The organism is Lysinibacillus sp. NPDC047702, assembly GCF_050272555.1.
GTDB lineage: Bacteria > Bacillota > Bacilli > Bacillales_A > Planococcaceae > Lysinibacillus.
In genome coordinates, this window is sequence record NZ_JBNNMG010000058.1 from 1 (window position 1) to 14,862 (window position 14,862).

Sequence of the window (14,862 nt, forward strand, 5' to 3'; positions counted from 1 at the left end):
GGAACGGAGATCAACCCCTCGTTTTGAAAAAGGGCTATACTTTTTAATTTGTCACCTTGATGTCATTGACATAATAGTATTTCAACAACATGAAAGCTCGTATCTGATTAGAGATACGAGCTTTTTCTATGTAGAATGGATGGAGTGGCGGATAAACTCATCTAAATGATAGATAGAATGGACGAAGTGGTGGATTGGTTGCCCTAATTGAGGGGGTGGCGGTCAAAATTGATGGATAGAATGAATAAACTCGTTCAAATAGACGGAAGATGCTAGAAAGCGGTAAGATAAAGAGTGATAGGAGGGTCAACAAGATGTATCCAAATTGGATTTTACAGCGAGCATATTTAACACCATTACGAAATGCTTTAACATATAAAGAACAAACATGGACATTTCAACAATTAAATGAATTATCTATTCAACGTGCTAGTCAACTTACAGCCCTTGGCATCAAGCAAGGAGACCGTATTGCAATAATGGGACCAAGTAAGCCGGAACTTGTCACTATGATCTATGCGTGTATGCATTTACAGTGTGAAATGGTTATGCTAAATCGTAGATTATCTCAGGCTGAAATAGCTTATCAGCTAGAGGATTCCGAGGCAATGGTTGTTTTAATTGCAGACGAAGATATTGAAAAATTACCATTGCATGCATCTCACCTATTGTTTTCTGCCATCGAAAAAAGTATAGAAGCCTCTATCGAAATTACAAAGGAATGGTCTTTACAACAAACAACATCTATTATGTATACATCTGGTACGACAGGTTTTCCAAAGGGTGTTCGTCAAACAGTTGGTAATCATCAAGCTAGTGCAACATCCTCTGTCCTTAATATAGGTTTACAAGCTGACGATACTTGGCTATGTGCTGTACCGTTATTCCATATTAGTGGTTTTTCTATTTTAGTGCGCTCACTTTTGTATGGCAATAAAGTTCATTTATATGATTATTTTGATGTAGAGGCTATTTCACAAAATATTATAGATGGCAATGTCACACATATGTCAGTGGTCGCTGTAACCTTGGAAAGAATTTTACATACACTTGAGCAGCGAAATGCTCAAGCCTCACCACATTTTAAGCTGATGTTAGCAGGCGGTGGACCAGTACCAGTTGATTATTTAACGAGAGCCAAAGCGTTACATTTAGCAGTAGCTCAAACGTATGGCATGACAGAAACCTCGTCACAGACAGCCACATTAGCAAGCGAGGATGCGATGTCTAAAATTGGTTCAGCAGGAAAGCCTTTATTTTTTAATCAAATTCGTATTTCTGAGCCGAATATCAATGGTGAAGGCGAAATTTGCATACGTGGACCACATGTTACCCCAGGCTATATTGGCCGTTTTGCACAAAAAAGTGCAACCATTGATGATTGGCTGTATACAGGAGATATTGGCTATTTGGATGATGAGGGCTATTTATTTGTGATTGATCGTCGAGCAGATTTAATAATTTCTGGTGGTGAAAATATTTATCCTGCTGAAATCGAAAACGTACTACTTACACATCCCGCGGTTAAGGAAGCGGGCGTCTGCGGCATTGAGGATGGGGAGTGGGGACAGGTTCCAATTGCCTTTGTTGTTTTAAAAGATCAAATACAGATAAACGATTTATTATCATTTTGTCAAAAATCCCTTGCTAGATATAAAATACCAAAAAAAATTATTATTACTGATGAACTTCCTCGCAATGGTGCGAATAAGCTACTACGCAGAAAATTAAAGCAATAACATAAAAAAGAAGCCTTCAAAAGTGAGGGCACTGAAAAAGTCGATTTGCCACAAAAATTGTGATGCAAATCGACTTTTTTAAGTTTTCAAATCTAACAAAAGACAAATTTCTAATATTAAAAAGTGAAGTTTTTAGTTTCTTCGATTTGTGGTAAAAATCTTTTTTATTTATATGCTTTTAGAATTAAATTAATCATTTATTAACATAATAAGGAATGTTAGGCATAAACTATTTAGTAAAGGAGAATGGCTCATATGAGAAAATATATATATAATGCTGTCATTATATTATTTGTTCTACAAATGAGTCATGTGCAAGTATTCGCAAACTATGAACATAAAAATATGGCAACAGCTAATTCAATACAAACACTACAAAATCTCATTCAATACGAAGTCATGCAGTTATCTACTAATTTTGATATTCGATATAGTGGTGATACATCAAACATTAAAGATGAACTATCTGATCTTATCAAACAGACAATTCAAGATCCATATATATATGCCAATATTTCTAGTTTTAAATGGAAGTATGATGGCTATGCCAATAATATAGTCATTAGCTTTGAGTTTACGTATCATATTACACCCGCAGAAGAAGCATTTGTTGAACAGACTTTGAAAAATATTATTGCGCCAATGTATGGATTAACTGAATTGCAGAAGTTACAGGCTGCACATGATTTTATTGTTTTATCTGCCGAATATTCAAAGGAAACGAACGGAAGTCAATATTCTCCTTATACATTATTAACGGAAAATAAGGGAGTATGTCAGGCCTATGCACTAGTGCTTTATCGAATGTTAGAGATGCTGGGTTTTGAGGTGCAATATGTACCAGGTAAAGTAGGGGAACAGCTACATGCTTGGGTCTTAGTGAAGCTTGACAATGACTGGTATCATATTGATGTGACATGGGATGATCCATTGCCTGATCGCAAAGGGGAGGTACGTTATCAATATTTTTTAGTTTCTGACCGACAGCTAGCACAGGATCACTCATGGGATTATGCTAGTTTTCCAGCAGCAAAAAGTGAAGCTTATGTTGATTTGCAACGCACCAGTAAGGTGGAGGAACTGCCAAGACAAATACTAAATAATGATTTTTCTTCTAATAAAGGAAAGGTTGTAATCGATAATAATCAATATCATTTAAAGAGCTTGATAGTAAGGCCAGCGCAATTAAAAATGCCCCATAAAAATAAGGAAACAGATCAGTTACTTCAAGCCAAATGGCAATCCATTTTTTTAGAAGCAAGCTCTGTGCAGATGAAGGATTGGCAAAAGAAAAACTATGAAGCTGTTAACACGGAGAGCTGGCTAACAAGTATTTATAGAACAGAAAAACGAATGCCGCAAGAAAAATACGTCATACTAAAGGAGGTGTCCCATCTGATTTTAGGGGCACCTCCTTACTCATTTATTTTTCTGTACTTAAAGCTGTTTCTAATGTTTTGATATTTTTATTCATCAGAGTAAAGTAAGTTTCTTTATTTTTAACATCATCTGCTGTTAAAACACTTAGATTATGCAAAACAAGGGATTCTGCTCCCACTTCTTTTTGGATAACCTCGGCTAATTTAGAGGAAACGTTTTGCTCAAATAAAATGTAATGAATGTGTAGGTCATTTGCTTTATCGACAATCGCTGTAAGCTCTTTTTGAGATGGTTCATTTTGTGAATTCAAACCGGCAATCGGCATTTGGGTTAAGCCGTACTGACCTGCAATATAGCCAAAGGCAGCGTGGGAGACGAAGAAAGTCTTTTCAGGGGCCTTATCCGCCATCGCTTTAAAGGATTGATCTAATTCCTGCAGCTCCTTCACTAGTGCTTCATAATTAGCTGTAAATGTAGCTTTTTGTTCTGGCATTTTTTCACTTAAAGTATCCTTAATTGAGAGTGCTAAATCCTGACTGATAGTAGGAGATAGCCAAACATGAGGATCTATACTTCCGTGATCATGATCGTCATGTCCATGTTCATCCTCGGAATGACTATGCTCTTCTTCTGTTGCTGCATCATGTTCATGTTCGTTTTCGTCATCAGCATGTGTGTGGCCAGTGCTTATCGCTAATTCTTCATCTGAAACATGATCGGCTGTTGCAATCATAGTTACATCTTCTTTAGCGAGCGTTTTTTTAGCATTTTCAACAAAGCCTTCTAATCCTAAACCAATATAGAAAAATATATCAGCGTCTGCAAGCTTCATCATATCTTTTTGAGTTGGCTCAAATGTGTGCTCATTGGCACCAGCCGGATAGATAGAAGATACCTCAACAAAATCGCCGCCAATTCGTTCAGTAAAATAACTTAAAGGATAAACAGTTGTAAAAATAGTCATTTTCTCTTTATTCTCTGATTGTTTGGGGGATGTAGTTGATGATTTATCCCCGCAGGCAGCGGTGAATAAAGCAAGAACTGTAACTAAAAACAAGAAAAATGCTTTTTTCATATTATTATATACCTCTTTCAAATAGTAATCATTACGATTTGTTTTTTGGAACAGTTATTATCATAACGCACATCTGAATAAAGTACAAGAAAAAATGACCCTCGAAAATTAATTTTTTTTCGAAGGCCATTTTTCAGGTACTGGATCAAAGCCTCCAGGATGGAATGGATGGCATTTTGATACACGTGTAATTGTTAAAAAAAATCCTTTGATGGCACCATGTTTTTGAAAGGCTTCAAGCCCATATGAGGAGCATGTGGGGTAAAAGCGGCAGGATGGCGGCGTCATTGGTGAAATGAATTTTCTATAAAACTTTATGAGCCATATAAAGGGATATTTCATTGCTGCTGATCCTTTTGTTGCACATTGACTTGCTCAGGCTTAGCATCAATTGTTTGTGTTAAAAAGCTGCCTTTTTTCTTCAAAAGGACGATTACCGAAACGCCAAACATTAGCATCATCATTGCAATCATAATAATTATTGGTAAGGGTACCCCCATAATGTTCACTCCAAATTCTATTTAATAATTTTAGTATAAAAGAACTTTATTAAAAAATGTACTAATTGAATTTATCCTCATTTTGTTGAAAGCTTTGTTGCGGTTTTTCATCGATTGTATGTTTAAAGGCATATGCACGGTTGACACTGATAATCGTAGCAGCCGTTATTATTATGACTATGATTACTGCAACAATTAAGAGCGTAATTAAACTCATGGCATTCACTCCATTCCTATTCATCATTTTCTATTATAAGGTAGATACTCATGTAATTTGTGAAGGAAGTTTGACATTCCAGCGAATAAAACAGCACTTTTACCACCATACTATGGTAAAAGGAGTGTTTTATAGAGATGGATCGCCAGCGAGTATATTTTTCACTAGCCGATAAAACGTATTATACAAACCCGCAAGCAGGACCGTGGAATTTTGAGCTTAATATAGATCGACAGGCATTGGATGTTTTTGAAAGAATTTTTCAGCAAATGCAACTGCTTGAAATTTCAAATGCCTGGCGTGCACAATTACCTTATTTGCAATATCACTTAGATCGAGAAAATGATGAAATCGATTTACGATTAATGAAAATTTATGCACTTATTCATGAATATGGGGATGAGGATACGAAGGCCTTTGTGGAACAGTTACCTTACTTCAATAAACGTGTATAAAAGTAGAGGGTCACTGAATTGAGTGACCCTCTTCATGTTGTTGAAATACTATTATGTCAATGAAATCAAGGTGACAAATTAAAAAGTATAGCCCTTTTTCAAAACGAGGGGTTGATCTCCGTTCCGACTGAGTGCTTTCCTGGGGGCGTCCGATGAGCCGCTTCACTCGCGCTCCAGGGTCTCATCTGTGACGCTGAATCCCCGAGGAGTCACTCAGTCTCCACTCCAATCAACCATTGCTCATAGTATTTTCTATTGGAATTTCACACAAATGCATAATGCATAATGAAAAATAGAAATTTTAACCATCGCTTTTTTATACAAAAGGGAGCTTTGATAACATTTTTCTATGCGAAAATAGAGTGACAGCAATAAGTAGCTTTATGTAAAGTGACAAAGTGGTTTTATCCATAGAATGTAGGATAAACAACTATAGAATTGTGCCACTACTCTATCCAATTAATGTTGGTGGGTAATGGGCTTTTACTTTACTTTCGAAGGAAGAAAATATTCAAAGTTGACACTATTACTGATTGGAGTGTAAGGCTACTCGACTCCCGTGGGATAGCGAGACAGACGAGACCCTGCACGGAGCGTCAGCGCAGGAAGCGGCTCGTCGCTCGCCCACTGGAAAGCGAGTAGCCTGGAACGGAAATCACCTTCATTTGACTTAGTAGTGTTCACAAAGAGTCCCTTGACCATTTAGTTTTTCAACACTATGTAGAGGGTCACTGAATTGAGTGACCCTCTTTTTTACTTAACATATGGCTTTTAAAATAGTAAAAACAGCTTCTCTTGGTACAACAACAGGGATTGTAAGCTTGTCTTTTAGGGTATTTTTCATGGCAGTTGAGTAGCCCATGCAATCTAGGATAAGTAATTCAGCTCCATGTAATTGCAATTCATTAGCCTTTAATAATAGATCCTGTTCATTAAAGCGATAGGGGGAGCTGGCAGCGAAGGTCACATTAAATTGAGCCTTTTGCCATTTTTCTGCTACAGTCATTTGCTGCTCAGGCTCAGGCCCTATTAAACCAAGCGTTAAATCAGCATTCATGCCTTTGACTAAATAGGTCATCATACGATCAGGTAGCAATAGATTTTTACCACTTAAGGAGTTTGTGAAATCGCCTGTGCACATGAGTAATATCCAAGTAAAATCCTGAAGCTCATAAATCCGTTTTTGGATAAAAGGCATCAGCTTCTTTTTACTAAGTTTTACCTGTTCCCCTGTAGCAAGTAGAGTAACTAGAACATCTGAATCCTCTCTAGCAGGGGCAAGTGCTGCTATTTCTGAGGAAGTCAGCAAATCGAGGACACCAAATTCCGTTACATGTAAACCTGCATCTTTTAATTGTTGAATATCAGTAGCCATATCCTTGCGAGGTGCTTGACCAATTGTTACTATTGCGATTTTTGACTTCGCCAATTTTCTTCACTCCGCTTCGTAATATTTTTTACCATTCACAAAGGTCTGTAGTACTTTTGCTTCTGTTTCAAAAATTGGATGAGACCATACTACAAAATCTGCATCTTTTCCAACTTCTAAAGAGCCAATTCGATGATCAAGCTGGACAAGCTTAGCTGCATGAATGGTGATACTTTTTAATGCTGTTTCTTCATCCAATCCATAGCGAATAGCTTCAGAGGCACAATACTTCAAATATTGAATTGGTACAAATGGATGATCAGTCATAATAGCAAATGGAATAGTATGTTCTTTAAAAATTTTTGCGATTGCTGGTGTTGAATTGCGAGTTTCATATTTTGATGGTGTAAGCATATAGGGTCCTACGGTTGCATTAAATCCACTAGCTTTTACAGCTTCAACAATCATATGTCCCTCTGTACAATGCTCTAGATGTAGCTGAACATTAAATTCCTTTGCAATACGAATCGCTGTCATAATATCATCTGCTCGATGACAGTGAAGGCGTAGTGGCATTTCTCCTCGTAGCACCTCGATAAAAGGTCGCAGCTCTAAATTATGCTTTACATGCTCCGATTTTTCTTCTTCACTTAAGCGAGTGGCACGTTGAAAACCATCACGTAACAATTGAGCAATGGCCATACGCGTCATAGGCTTACGCTTATATTGATTGCCAAATACGTTTTTAGGATTTTCACCTAATGCCCCCTTTAATCCACTGCGCTCAACAAGAACCCTTGAAGCAAGTGTTGGTCCCGCGGTTTTTAAAATACTCCAAATACCGCCGATGACATTGGCACTTCCTGGACCTGTTTGAACAGTCGTGACACCACCTTCTAGAGCATGCTGAAACGAGAAGTGTCGAATATCCACACTATCTAAAGCATGCATAAGGGGAGTGAAGGGTTCACTATATTCATTGGCATCGTTAATATCCTCCGTAACCTCTGCCCATGTACCAACATGTGCATGAATATCGATTAAACCTGGTGTAACAAATGCTCCCTGTAAATCAATTTTTTCAGCATTGTCAGGGATTTCTTTGGCTAGTCCTGTATACACAATGCGACCATCATCTATCCATAGCTGTTCAAAAGTATCATTCTGTTCATTAACGGCTAAAAATTTTGCATTATGGAAAATGATCATATTGTTATACCCTCTTCCCATGAGTATTCTTTTTTCCCTTTAATAAAAGTAGCAACCACTTTTGCATCTAAATCTAATGGGTGCTTATTCCAAACAACAAAGTCAGCTAGTAGTCCAACTTTAATGGAACCAGTTAGATGCTCTATTCCAAGTAAGGTTGCTGCACCTGTCGTTAATGCATAGAGAGCATCCTGACGAGGCAATTTCTCTCGAACTGCTAAACATGCTTCTAATGCTAGATGAGTTGCACTACTTACGGGGTGGTCTGTACAAAAGACAAATGGAATTTCACGAGCAGCCAATTGTGAGTATAACTTTGGTGAAAGTGCCATCATTTCATTATGCTCAATGTAACGGAAGGTAGGACCTGCAATCACCGTATTAAAGGATGCTCCCTCTAGCAGTGGAATTTCAGTACCGTGAATTATATGAAATTCAAAAGAGAACTCTTGTTGAAGGCGGGCAATCAATTCAATATCGACAGCTTTATGTGCTCGAACTAGAATTTTGCGAATCAGAGGCTCTTGTTCTTGAATTTGTTGGAGTGTTTCTCTCATAATTTTGGCAATTCCCATGCGTGTAAGTGGTTTTTTCTGCGCAGCAAAAAATGTACTTTTGGCATTTTGACCAATTGAGAAGGAATAGCCGAAATCTTTTTTAATCACCATTTCATCAACAGTTGAAGGTGTATGGTGTATGATAGCCGTTTTTGCACCAACCAAGCTTTTAGGAGAGGGGACAATATGAGAGGCAGTTATCCCATGTGAAAGGGCATTTTTAAACGCTGTATCAAAGGGATAGATGCCATCAATAACTGAATATTGTAGATGTGATTCAAACTCAAAGCTATCATCGCCCTCCCAGCGTATGCCAATTTCGGCTAATCCGATTTGTGAGCAACTATCGATAAAACCTGGTGTAATGTAATAACCAAGAAGATCAATTTCTGTTTCAGCAGTACTTAATTGTGTGAAATATTGTCCATGTACTTCAAAATTATTTTTTTCAAAACTACGAGTCTCAGAATTGAAAACAAGACCATTCGTATAACGAGTCATCGTCTGCGCTCCCTTTCTTATGAATAGAAAAGCGGAGACTGATCATCTCCACTTTTCATGTTAAATTATTTTGAAATTGAAACGTTTGTACCATTAGGATGTACGATTTGCACAGAGTTATCTGCTGAAACCTCAAAGCCTTTTACCTTTTTATTCACGCCAGCTACCGTTTGTGTAGCCTCTAATTCAATACGAGGAACATCAGCTAAAATTAGTTTCAAAGCTTCTTGATATAATTTTGCACGTTCTTCTTGGACAACCGTTTCCGATACTGCTCGTTCTAATAATTTATCAACCTCTGGATTGCTATAGCCTTTACCATTACCTAAAGCACCAATTTGATTTGTGTGGAACAATTGGTATAGGAAGAAGTATGGATCTGGATACCACGTCCAGCCACCAATATTCATGGATGCTTTCCCTTTAGCAACTGTATCACTGTAAGTTCCCCATTCAAGAACCTTAATATCTACATCAATGTTTAAGTTTTTCTTTAATTGGCTTTGGAAAATAGTTGCGTAAGGAACACGTGCCTCAGAAACAAAAATCTCTGTTTTAAAGCCATCTGGATATCCAGCTTCAGCTAATAATTTTTTAGCTTCCTCAGGATTGTACTTTGGTACTAAGTCAATCAAACCTTTATCATAGCCCCATGAACCTGGAGGTAGAGGTAAATAAGAAACGTCGCCACCACCCCATTGGTTAACACCAGTGATAATTTCTTCTACATTTGTTGCCTTGTAGATAGCTTCACGTACTCGCTTATCCGCTGTTGGACCTACCTTGTTATTAAGGTCAAGATAGACAATAGATAAGCCAGGATTTGTTAAAAGCTCAAAATTGCTGTCTTGGTTAATAATTTCACGATTTTGACCTTTTACATCCATTGCGATATCAATATCACCTGAACGTAATGCATTTGTCATCATGTTTTGATCAGAAATAAATTTCATTGTTAAATTATCAAGATTAGGTTTTTCACCCCAGTAACCTTCATTACGTACTAGCTTTACTTCTTGGTCTTTTTTCCATTCAGTTAATTGGAATGGACCTGTTCCGATGAAATGCTCAGAGAAATTGTCTCCCCAGCCCTCAACCTCTTCTTTTGGAATAATGATATTACCTGCGTCTGTTAACATTGCAAGTAAAGCAGCATTTGGAGATGCTAAATGAATTTCAACCTCATTCTCAGAAATTACCTTTACCTCTGTTACGCCGCTTAGTCGATTCATTGCAGATTCTTTTGCAGATCGCTCTAAAGAATATTTTACGTCCTCTGCAGTCATATCACGACCGTCTTGATATTTCCCTTTTTGGAACTTTACTCCCTCACGTAACTTGAATGTATAAACTAACATATCGTCTGATACATTCCATTCCGTAGCTAAGGAAGGAATGATATCTGATAAATCTTTGTTATAAACAACTAAAGTGTCACCCATTTGACGCATTACCTGTGATTCGTAAACCCCAGTGTATTTAATGGGATCAAAAGTTTTTGAATTTGCTGAAAGACCGATATTTAATGTTCCACCTGATTTAGCTTCGCCTTCTTTTTCTTCTGATGTACTCTTCTTATCAGAGTTACCACCACAGGCTGCTAAAATCCCAATCATTAAAGTTAAAAACAGTAGTAGTACAGATTTTTTGACGTTTATTTTCTTCATACATGCTAGCCTCCTTGTATTTTGTTTCACAATATGAACCGTTGATTCAAAAAATGGTAGGGTTCGAAATAAAAGTAGCACATTTGTAAATAGAAAGTAAATAAAAAATTATAAAAATTCAGAAAAAAATATATTTACAAATAATTATCACTAGGTGTAGTATTGAGTTATTCACAATATGAACCACTGATTCTAATAATGAAAAGGAGGTCTTGGAAAATGGGGTCATTTATTTTAAAAAGGTTAATAAACCTTATCCCGACACTGCTAGTAGTTGGAATCATCGTATTTATTATTACGAGAATGATTCCAGGTGATCCGGCATCTGTTATGTTAGGTCCTCAAGCAAGTGTGGAAGATGTAGAGAATTTAAGGGAAGAGTTAGGGTTAAATAAATCGATTCCATCACAATTTATTTCCTATGTAGCGGACCTAGCGCAACTTAATCTGGGTTATTCATATTCTTATAGTGAATCTGTCATTGGGCTCATTATAGAAAGATTTCCGAATACAGTGATATTAGCTCTGGCAGCGTTACTAATTGCAGTAGTTATTGGGATTCCCGCTGGAATATTAGCAGCAAGAAAACAAAATACAATGATAGATTATGTTGTAATGCTTATATCCTTAGTGGGTGTCTCTATGCCAATCTTTTGGCTAGGGATCATGCTAGTGTTATTCTTTAGCGTCAATCTCGGCTGGCTACCTGCTACGGGGATGGGAAATTTAGATGATGGACTTTGGGCATATATAAAACATTTAATTTTACCAGCATTTGCTTTAGCTACTATACCGATGGCGACATTTGCTCGTATTACACGATCGAGTATGCTGGAGGTTATTTCACAGGATTATATTAAAACTGCACGTTCAAAAGGCATTAAAGAATATTTAGTTATCGGAAAACATGCGTTTAAAAACGCATTAACACCCATTTTAACTGTACTAGGCATGCAAATTTCTAATTTACTTGGCGGTGCTGTATTAACTGAAACGATTTTTAGTTGGCCAGGTATGGGGCGACTTATTGTAGATGCGATTGATAAGCGTGACTTTGTCGTTGTACAGGGAACAGTCATTTTTATTGCCTTCATATTTGTCCTTATTAACTTAATCGTGGATGTTTTATATAAAGTAGTAAATCCAAAAGTAAATCTTGAATCGGATGGGGGGAAAAAGTAACGATGGCACAAGCAATTGTAAATAACAACAAAAAGCAAAATACATTATTACGAAAATTGTTAAAAAATAAATTAGCAACAATTGGCTTAATAATTGTAGCACTGATGACGATTGTAGCCATTTTTGCTCCGCTAATCGCAACCCATCCACCAAATGAAATGACTGTTGGTAAATCATTTTTACCGATGAATACAGATGGGCATTTACTTGGTACAGATAACTATGGTCGAGATTTGTTTAGTCGTTTAGTGTATGGTACACGCATTTCAATGATTGTTGGTATTGCTGCTGTACTCTTTGGGGCAGTATTCGGCACTTTACTTGGATTAGTTGCAGGGTATTTTGGCGGCCGTTTAGACTCTATCATTATGCGTACAATGGATGGTCTGTTTGCTTTTCCATTCATTTTATTAGCTATTACATTAATGACAGTGCTAGGTCAAGGATTAGTAAATGTTATCGTAGCCATTGGTATTGCCAATATACCAGGGTTTGCAAGATTGGTGCGCGGTCAAGTGTTAAGTGTAAAAGAGGAGGAGTTTATCGAAGTAACTCATTCTTTAGGTGCTACACATGCACGTATTATTTTTAGTCATATTTTACCGAACTGTCTTGCACCATTAATTGTCTACGGCACAATGAGTACGGCTGGGGCAATCATATCTGAGGCAGCTCTTAGCTTTTTGGGATTAGGTATACAACCGCCTACTGCTTCGTGGGGCAGTATTCTGAAGGATGGTAAAGATTTTCTAGTGTTGAATCCTCAAATGGCAACATTTTCTGGGATATGTATTTTACTGACAGTGCTTGGCATTAATCTATTAGGCGATGGATTACGTGACGCACTAGATCCAAAAATGAAAGTTTGATAGGGAAGGGGGTGGCATCATGACTGAATGTTTACTAGATGTTGAAAATTTAACAGTTGAATTTAAAAGTGGCGGCTCTACGATGAAAGCTGTAAACGGCGTAAATTTACAATTGAATAAAAAAGAAACACTTGGAATTGTAGGAGAATCAGGTTCGGGTAAAAGTGTTACTGCTACAGCATTAATGCGTTTAATTCCTTCTCCGCCAGGAAAAATTACAAATGGGAAAATTCATTTTAATGGACGCGAATTACTAGGAATATCAGAAAAGGAAATGCGCAATGTGCGAGGCAATGAAATGTCGATGATTTTCCAGGATCCCATTACAAGCTTAAACCCAGTTCTTACAGTGGGCAATCAGATTATCGAGGTTATTCGTGCCCATGAAAGCTTATCAAAAAAAGAAGCCAATGAAAAAGCTGTTGATATGTTAAAAATGGTAGGGATTCCAGAGCCTGAAAAACGCCTAAAAATGTATCCTCATGAATTTTCAGGTGGTATGAGACAACGGGTTATGATTGCCATTGCACTAGCATGCAATCCTAAGCTGCTAATTGCAGATGAGCCAACAACGGCACTAGATGTAACCGTGCAGGCACAGATTCTCGATTTGATGAAAAAGCTACAGCAGGAGCATGATACAGCTATTATTATGATTACGCATGATTTAGGTGTTGTATGGGAACTTTGTGACAAGGTAAATGTGATGTATGCAGGACGTACAGTAGAATCCACTACAACAAGGCAACTATATGAGCAATCGCTGCACCCCTATACATGGGGATTACTAGAATCACAAATTACGATGGGCACACAGGAGCAAAACAGGCTACCAGCGATTCCAGGAAGTCCTCCTGATTTAACGATGCCCCACAGTGGCTGTCATTTTTCTTCTCGTTGTCCAATGGCAACAGATATCTGCCATAGTAAAGCACCAGAATTAGTAGAAGTACGAGAAAACCATTTTGTGGCTTGCCATCTGCAATCGAAAGAGCAAATTGTAGAACGTAAGGAGGGAATTTTTAATGCAGCAGAATAGAGAGCTAGTACTGAAAGTAAGCAATTTGAAAAAGCATTTCCCTATTAAAAGTTCTATTCCTTTTAAAAAGACAACTCAATTTGTAAAAGCGGTGGATGGTGTAAGCTTTGAATTATATAAAGGTGAGACATTAGGCATTGTTGGAGAATCTGGCTGTGGTAAATCAACGGTCGCACGACTTATTAATCAATTAATTACCCCAACAGAAGGAATAGTAGAGTTTAATGGAACAAATTTAGCAAATTTAAATACAAAGGATATTCGTTCTGCTCGTAAATCCATACAAATGGTATTTCAGAATCCATATGCTTCATTGGATCCTAGAAAAACAATTGAATATTTAATTGCTGAGCCACTTGCCATTCACCGTATTGGAGATGATGCCTCACGCAAAAAACGTGTGATTGATTTGCTAGAAACAGTTGGTTTAAGTGCTTATCATGCTAAGCGACATCCACATGAATTTTCAGGTGGACAAAGGCAGCGCATTAATATTGCTCGTGCACTTGCATTAAATCCAGATATTGTCGTTTGTGATGAGCCAGTTTCAGCATTGGATGTATCTGTACAAGCACAGGTTATTAATTTATTGAAAGATTTACAAAAGGAATTTGGGCTAACCTATATTTTCATTTCACATGATTTAAATGTTGTTAATTATATGTGTGATCGGATTGCCGTTATGTACTTAGGGAAAATAGTAGAAATTGGCACATATGAAGAGATATATGGAAATCCTCAACATCCATATACACAGGCTTTATTATCAGCTATTCCAAAGGATAATCCCTTTGATAACAAGGAGCGCATTATTTTATCTGGAGACGTTCCAAGTCCAGTTAATCCACCGAGCGGCTGTGCATTTCATAAACGTTGCCGATTTGCGACAGAAAAATGTTCACAAATTCAGCCTACTCTAGATACAGTTACTGCAACACATCAGGTCTCTTGTCATTTATATAATGCCAATTAGTAAGAGATAGCAAAGATTAAATTAGCTTGGTTATAACTAAGTAAATACAACATGAAAAAAAGCCTCATTAGACATTCTTTTATTAGCAGCTTGGGTAAACGTCTATCTAACGATTTCACGAAGCTCTATC

15 protein-coding genes are annotated in these 14,862 nt (G+C 37.3%); 7 read left to right on the forward strand and 8 right to left on the reverse strand.

Going from position 1 to position 14,862, the window contains the following annotated elements; genetic code table 11:
• Window positions 1-314: 314 nt before the first annotated feature.
• Together ACQKIM_RS21350 and ACQKIM_RS21355 are read left to right on the forward strand one after the other, a co-directional pair.
• On the forward strand, window positions 315-1,739 hold the full coding sequence (locus ACQKIM_RS21350) for an o-succinylbenzoate--CoA ligase (protein WP_427547890.1): 1,425 nt from the start codon (window positions 315-317) through the stop codon (window positions 1,737-1,739).
• A 255-nt stretch (window positions 1,740-1,994) separates the two neighbouring features.
• A complete protein-coding gene (locus ACQKIM_RS21355; RefSeq protein ID WP_427547891.1) occupies window positions 1,995-3,200 on the forward strand; it encodes a transglutaminase domain-containing protein in 1,206 nt (401 codons plus the stop codon).
• Here the strand turns inward: ACQKIM_RS21355 and ACQKIM_RS21360 are convergent.
• The 4 genes from ACQKIM_RS21360 to ytzI all read right to left on the reverse strand — a co-directional run bounded on the left by ACQKIM_RS21360 (window position 3,163) and on the right by ytzI (window position 4,911).
• Window positions 3,163-4,194 (reverse strand): metal ABC transporter solute-binding protein, Zn/Mn family, encoded by a 1,032-nt coding sequence (locus ACQKIM_RS21360; protein WP_427547893.1) that lies wholly within the window; start codon window positions 4,192-4,194, stop codon window positions 3,163-3,165. The genes ACQKIM_RS21355 and ACQKIM_RS21360 overlap by 38 nt on opposite strands.
• Window positions 4,195-4,302: 108 nt before the next feature.
• Window positions 4,303-4,536, reverse strand: coding sequence for a membrane protein insertion efficiency factor YidD (gene yidD, locus ACQKIM_RS21365; protein ID WP_427547895.1), 234 nt, complete (start codon window positions 4,534-4,536; stop codon window positions 4,303-4,305).
• Complete coding sequence (locus ACQKIM_RS21370; RefSeq protein ID WP_427547896.1) at window positions 4,533-4,694, reverse strand: hypothetical protein; 162 nt, start codon at window positions 4,692-4,694, stop codon at window positions 4,533-4,535. The genes yidD and ACQKIM_RS21370 overlap by 4 nt, the downstream gene beginning before the upstream one ends.
• 61 nt (window positions 4,695-4,755) lie before the next feature.
• On the reverse strand, window positions 4,756-4,911 hold the full coding sequence (ytzI, locus tag ACQKIM_RS21375) for a YtzI protein (protein WP_427547898.1): 156 nt from the start codon (window positions 4,909-4,911) through the stop codon (window positions 4,756-4,758).
• A gap of 137 nt (window positions 4,912-5,048) precedes the next feature.
• Between ytzI and ACQKIM_RS21380 the strand changes: the two genes are divergently transcribed.
• Window positions 5,049-5,366: a transposase gene (locus ACQKIM_RS21380; protein ID WP_427547900.1), complete on the forward strand. Its 318-nt coding sequence runs from the start codon at window positions 5,049-5,051 to the stop codon at window positions 5,364-5,366.
• Window positions 5,367-6,123: 757 nt separating this feature from the next.
• Here the strand turns inward: ACQKIM_RS21380 and ACQKIM_RS21385 are convergent.
• The 4 genes from ACQKIM_RS21385 to ACQKIM_RS21400 form a co-directional block, all read right to left on the reverse strand.
• Entirely contained in the window at window positions 6,124-6,795 is a 672-nt protein-coding gene (locus tag ACQKIM_RS21385) for an AroM family protein (protein ID WP_427547902.1), read from the reverse strand.
• Between the two features lie 6 nt (window positions 6,796-6,801).
• The gene (locus ACQKIM_RS21390) at window positions 6,802-7,944 is read right to left on the reverse strand and encodes an amidohydrolase (RefSeq protein WP_427547904.1); all 1,143 of its coding nucleotides are present in this window, start codon (window positions 7,942-7,944) and stop codon (window positions 6,802-6,804) included.
• The gene (locus ACQKIM_RS21395; RefSeq protein WP_427547905.1) at window positions 7,941-9,002 is read right to left on the reverse strand and encodes an amidohydrolase family protein; all 1,062 of its coding nucleotides are present in this window, start codon (window positions 9,000-9,002) and stop codon (window positions 7,941-7,943) included. Before ACQKIM_RS21395 ends, ACQKIM_RS21390 begins: the two co-directional genes overlap by 4 nt.
• Before the next feature lie 65 nt (window positions 9,003-9,067).
• Complete coding sequence (locus ACQKIM_RS21400; RefSeq protein ID WP_427547907.1) at window positions 9,068-10,669, reverse strand: ABC transporter substrate-binding protein; 1,602 nt, start codon at window positions 10,667-10,669, stop codon at window positions 9,068-9,070.
• Between the two features lie 219 nt (window positions 10,670-10,888).
• On the opposite strand from ACQKIM_RS21400, the gene ACQKIM_RS21405 reads away from it, so the two are divergent.
• From ACQKIM_RS21405 to ACQKIM_RS21420, 4 genes are read left to right on the forward strand one after another with little or no spacing between them, the layout of a single operon-like run.
• Window positions 10,889-11,851 carry an ABC transporter permease gene (locus tag ACQKIM_RS21405; protein ID WP_427547909.1) on the forward strand — a complete coding sequence of 321 codons (963 nt, stop codon included), beginning with the start codon at window positions 10,889-10,891 and terminating at the stop codon, window positions 11,849-11,851.
• A gap of 2 nt (window positions 11,852-11,853) precedes the next feature.
• Window positions 11,854-12,720: an ABC transporter permease gene (locus tag ACQKIM_RS21410; protein WP_427547911.1), complete on the forward strand. Its 867-nt coding sequence runs from the start codon at window positions 11,854-11,856 to the stop codon at window positions 12,718-12,720.
• Between the two features lie 19 nt (window positions 12,721-12,739).
• Window positions 12,740-13,759, forward strand: coding sequence for an ABC transporter ATP-binding protein (locus ACQKIM_RS21415; RefSeq protein WP_427547913.1), 1,020 nt, complete (start codon window positions 12,740-12,742; stop codon window positions 13,757-13,759).
• Window positions 13,746-14,732, forward strand: a complete 987-nt coding sequence (locus ACQKIM_RS21420) for an ABC transporter ATP-binding protein (protein ID WP_427547915.1) — start codon at window positions 13,746-13,748, stop codon at window positions 14,730-14,732. Before ACQKIM_RS21415 ends, ACQKIM_RS21420 begins: the two co-directional genes overlap by 14 nt.
• Window positions 14,733-14,862: the final 130 nt, after the last annotated feature.

Bases quoted from the DNA above. Each gene is read 5' to 3' on its own strand.
- ACQKIM_RS21360 (WP_427547893.1), bottom strand. From the start codon at position 4,194: ATGAAAAAAGCATTTTTCTTGTTTTTAGTTACAGTTCTTGCTTTATTC.
- ACQKIM_RS21420 (WP_427547915.1), top strand. From the start codon at position 13,746: ATGCAGCAGAATAGAGAGCTAGTACTGAAAGTAAGCAATTTGAAAAAG.
- yidD (WP_427547895.1), bottom strand. From the start codon at position 4,536: ATGAAATATCCCTTTATATGGCTCATAAAGTTTTATAGAAAATTCATT.
- ACQKIM_RS21350 (WP_427547890.1), top strand. From the start codon at position 315: ATGTATCCAAATTGGATTTTACAGCGAGCATATTTAACACCATTACGA.
- ACQKIM_RS21390 (WP_427547904.1), bottom strand. From the start codon at position 7,944: ATGATCATTTTCCATAATGCAAAATTTTTAGCCGTTAATGAACAGAAT.
- ACQKIM_RS21355 (WP_427547891.1), top strand. From the start codon at position 1,995: ATGAGAAAATATATATATAATGCTGTCATTATATTATTTGTTCTACAA.
- ACQKIM_RS21405 (WP_427547909.1), top strand. From the start codon at position 10,889: ATGGGGTCATTTATTTTAAAAAGGTTAATAAACCTTATCCCGACACTG.
- ACQKIM_RS21415 (WP_427547913.1), top strand. From the start codon at position 12,740: ATGACTGAATGTTTACTAGATGTTGAAAATTTAACAGTTGAATTTAAA.
- ACQKIM_RS21400 (WP_427547907.1), bottom strand. From the start codon at position 10,669: ATGAAGAAAATAAACGTCAAAAAATCTGTACTACTACTGTTTTTAACT.
- ACQKIM_RS21395 (WP_427547905.1), bottom strand. From the start codon at position 9,002: ATGACTCGTTATACGAATGGTCTTGTTTTCAATTCTGAGACTCGTAGT.
- ACQKIM_RS21410 (WP_427547911.1), top strand. From the start codon at position 11,854: ATGGCACAAGCAATTGTAAATAACAACAAAAAGCAAAATACATTATTA.
- ACQKIM_RS21380 (WP_427547900.1), top strand. From the start codon at position 5,049: ATGGATCGCCAGCGAGTATATTTTTCACTAGCCGATAAAACGTATTAT.
- ACQKIM_RS21370 (WP_427547896.1), bottom strand. From the start codon at position 4,694: ATGGGGGTACCCTTACCAATAATTATTATGATTGCAATGATGATGCTA.
- ytzI (WP_427547898.1), bottom strand. From the start codon at position 4,911: ATGAGTTTAATTACGCTCTTAATTGTTGCAGTAATCATAGTCATAATA.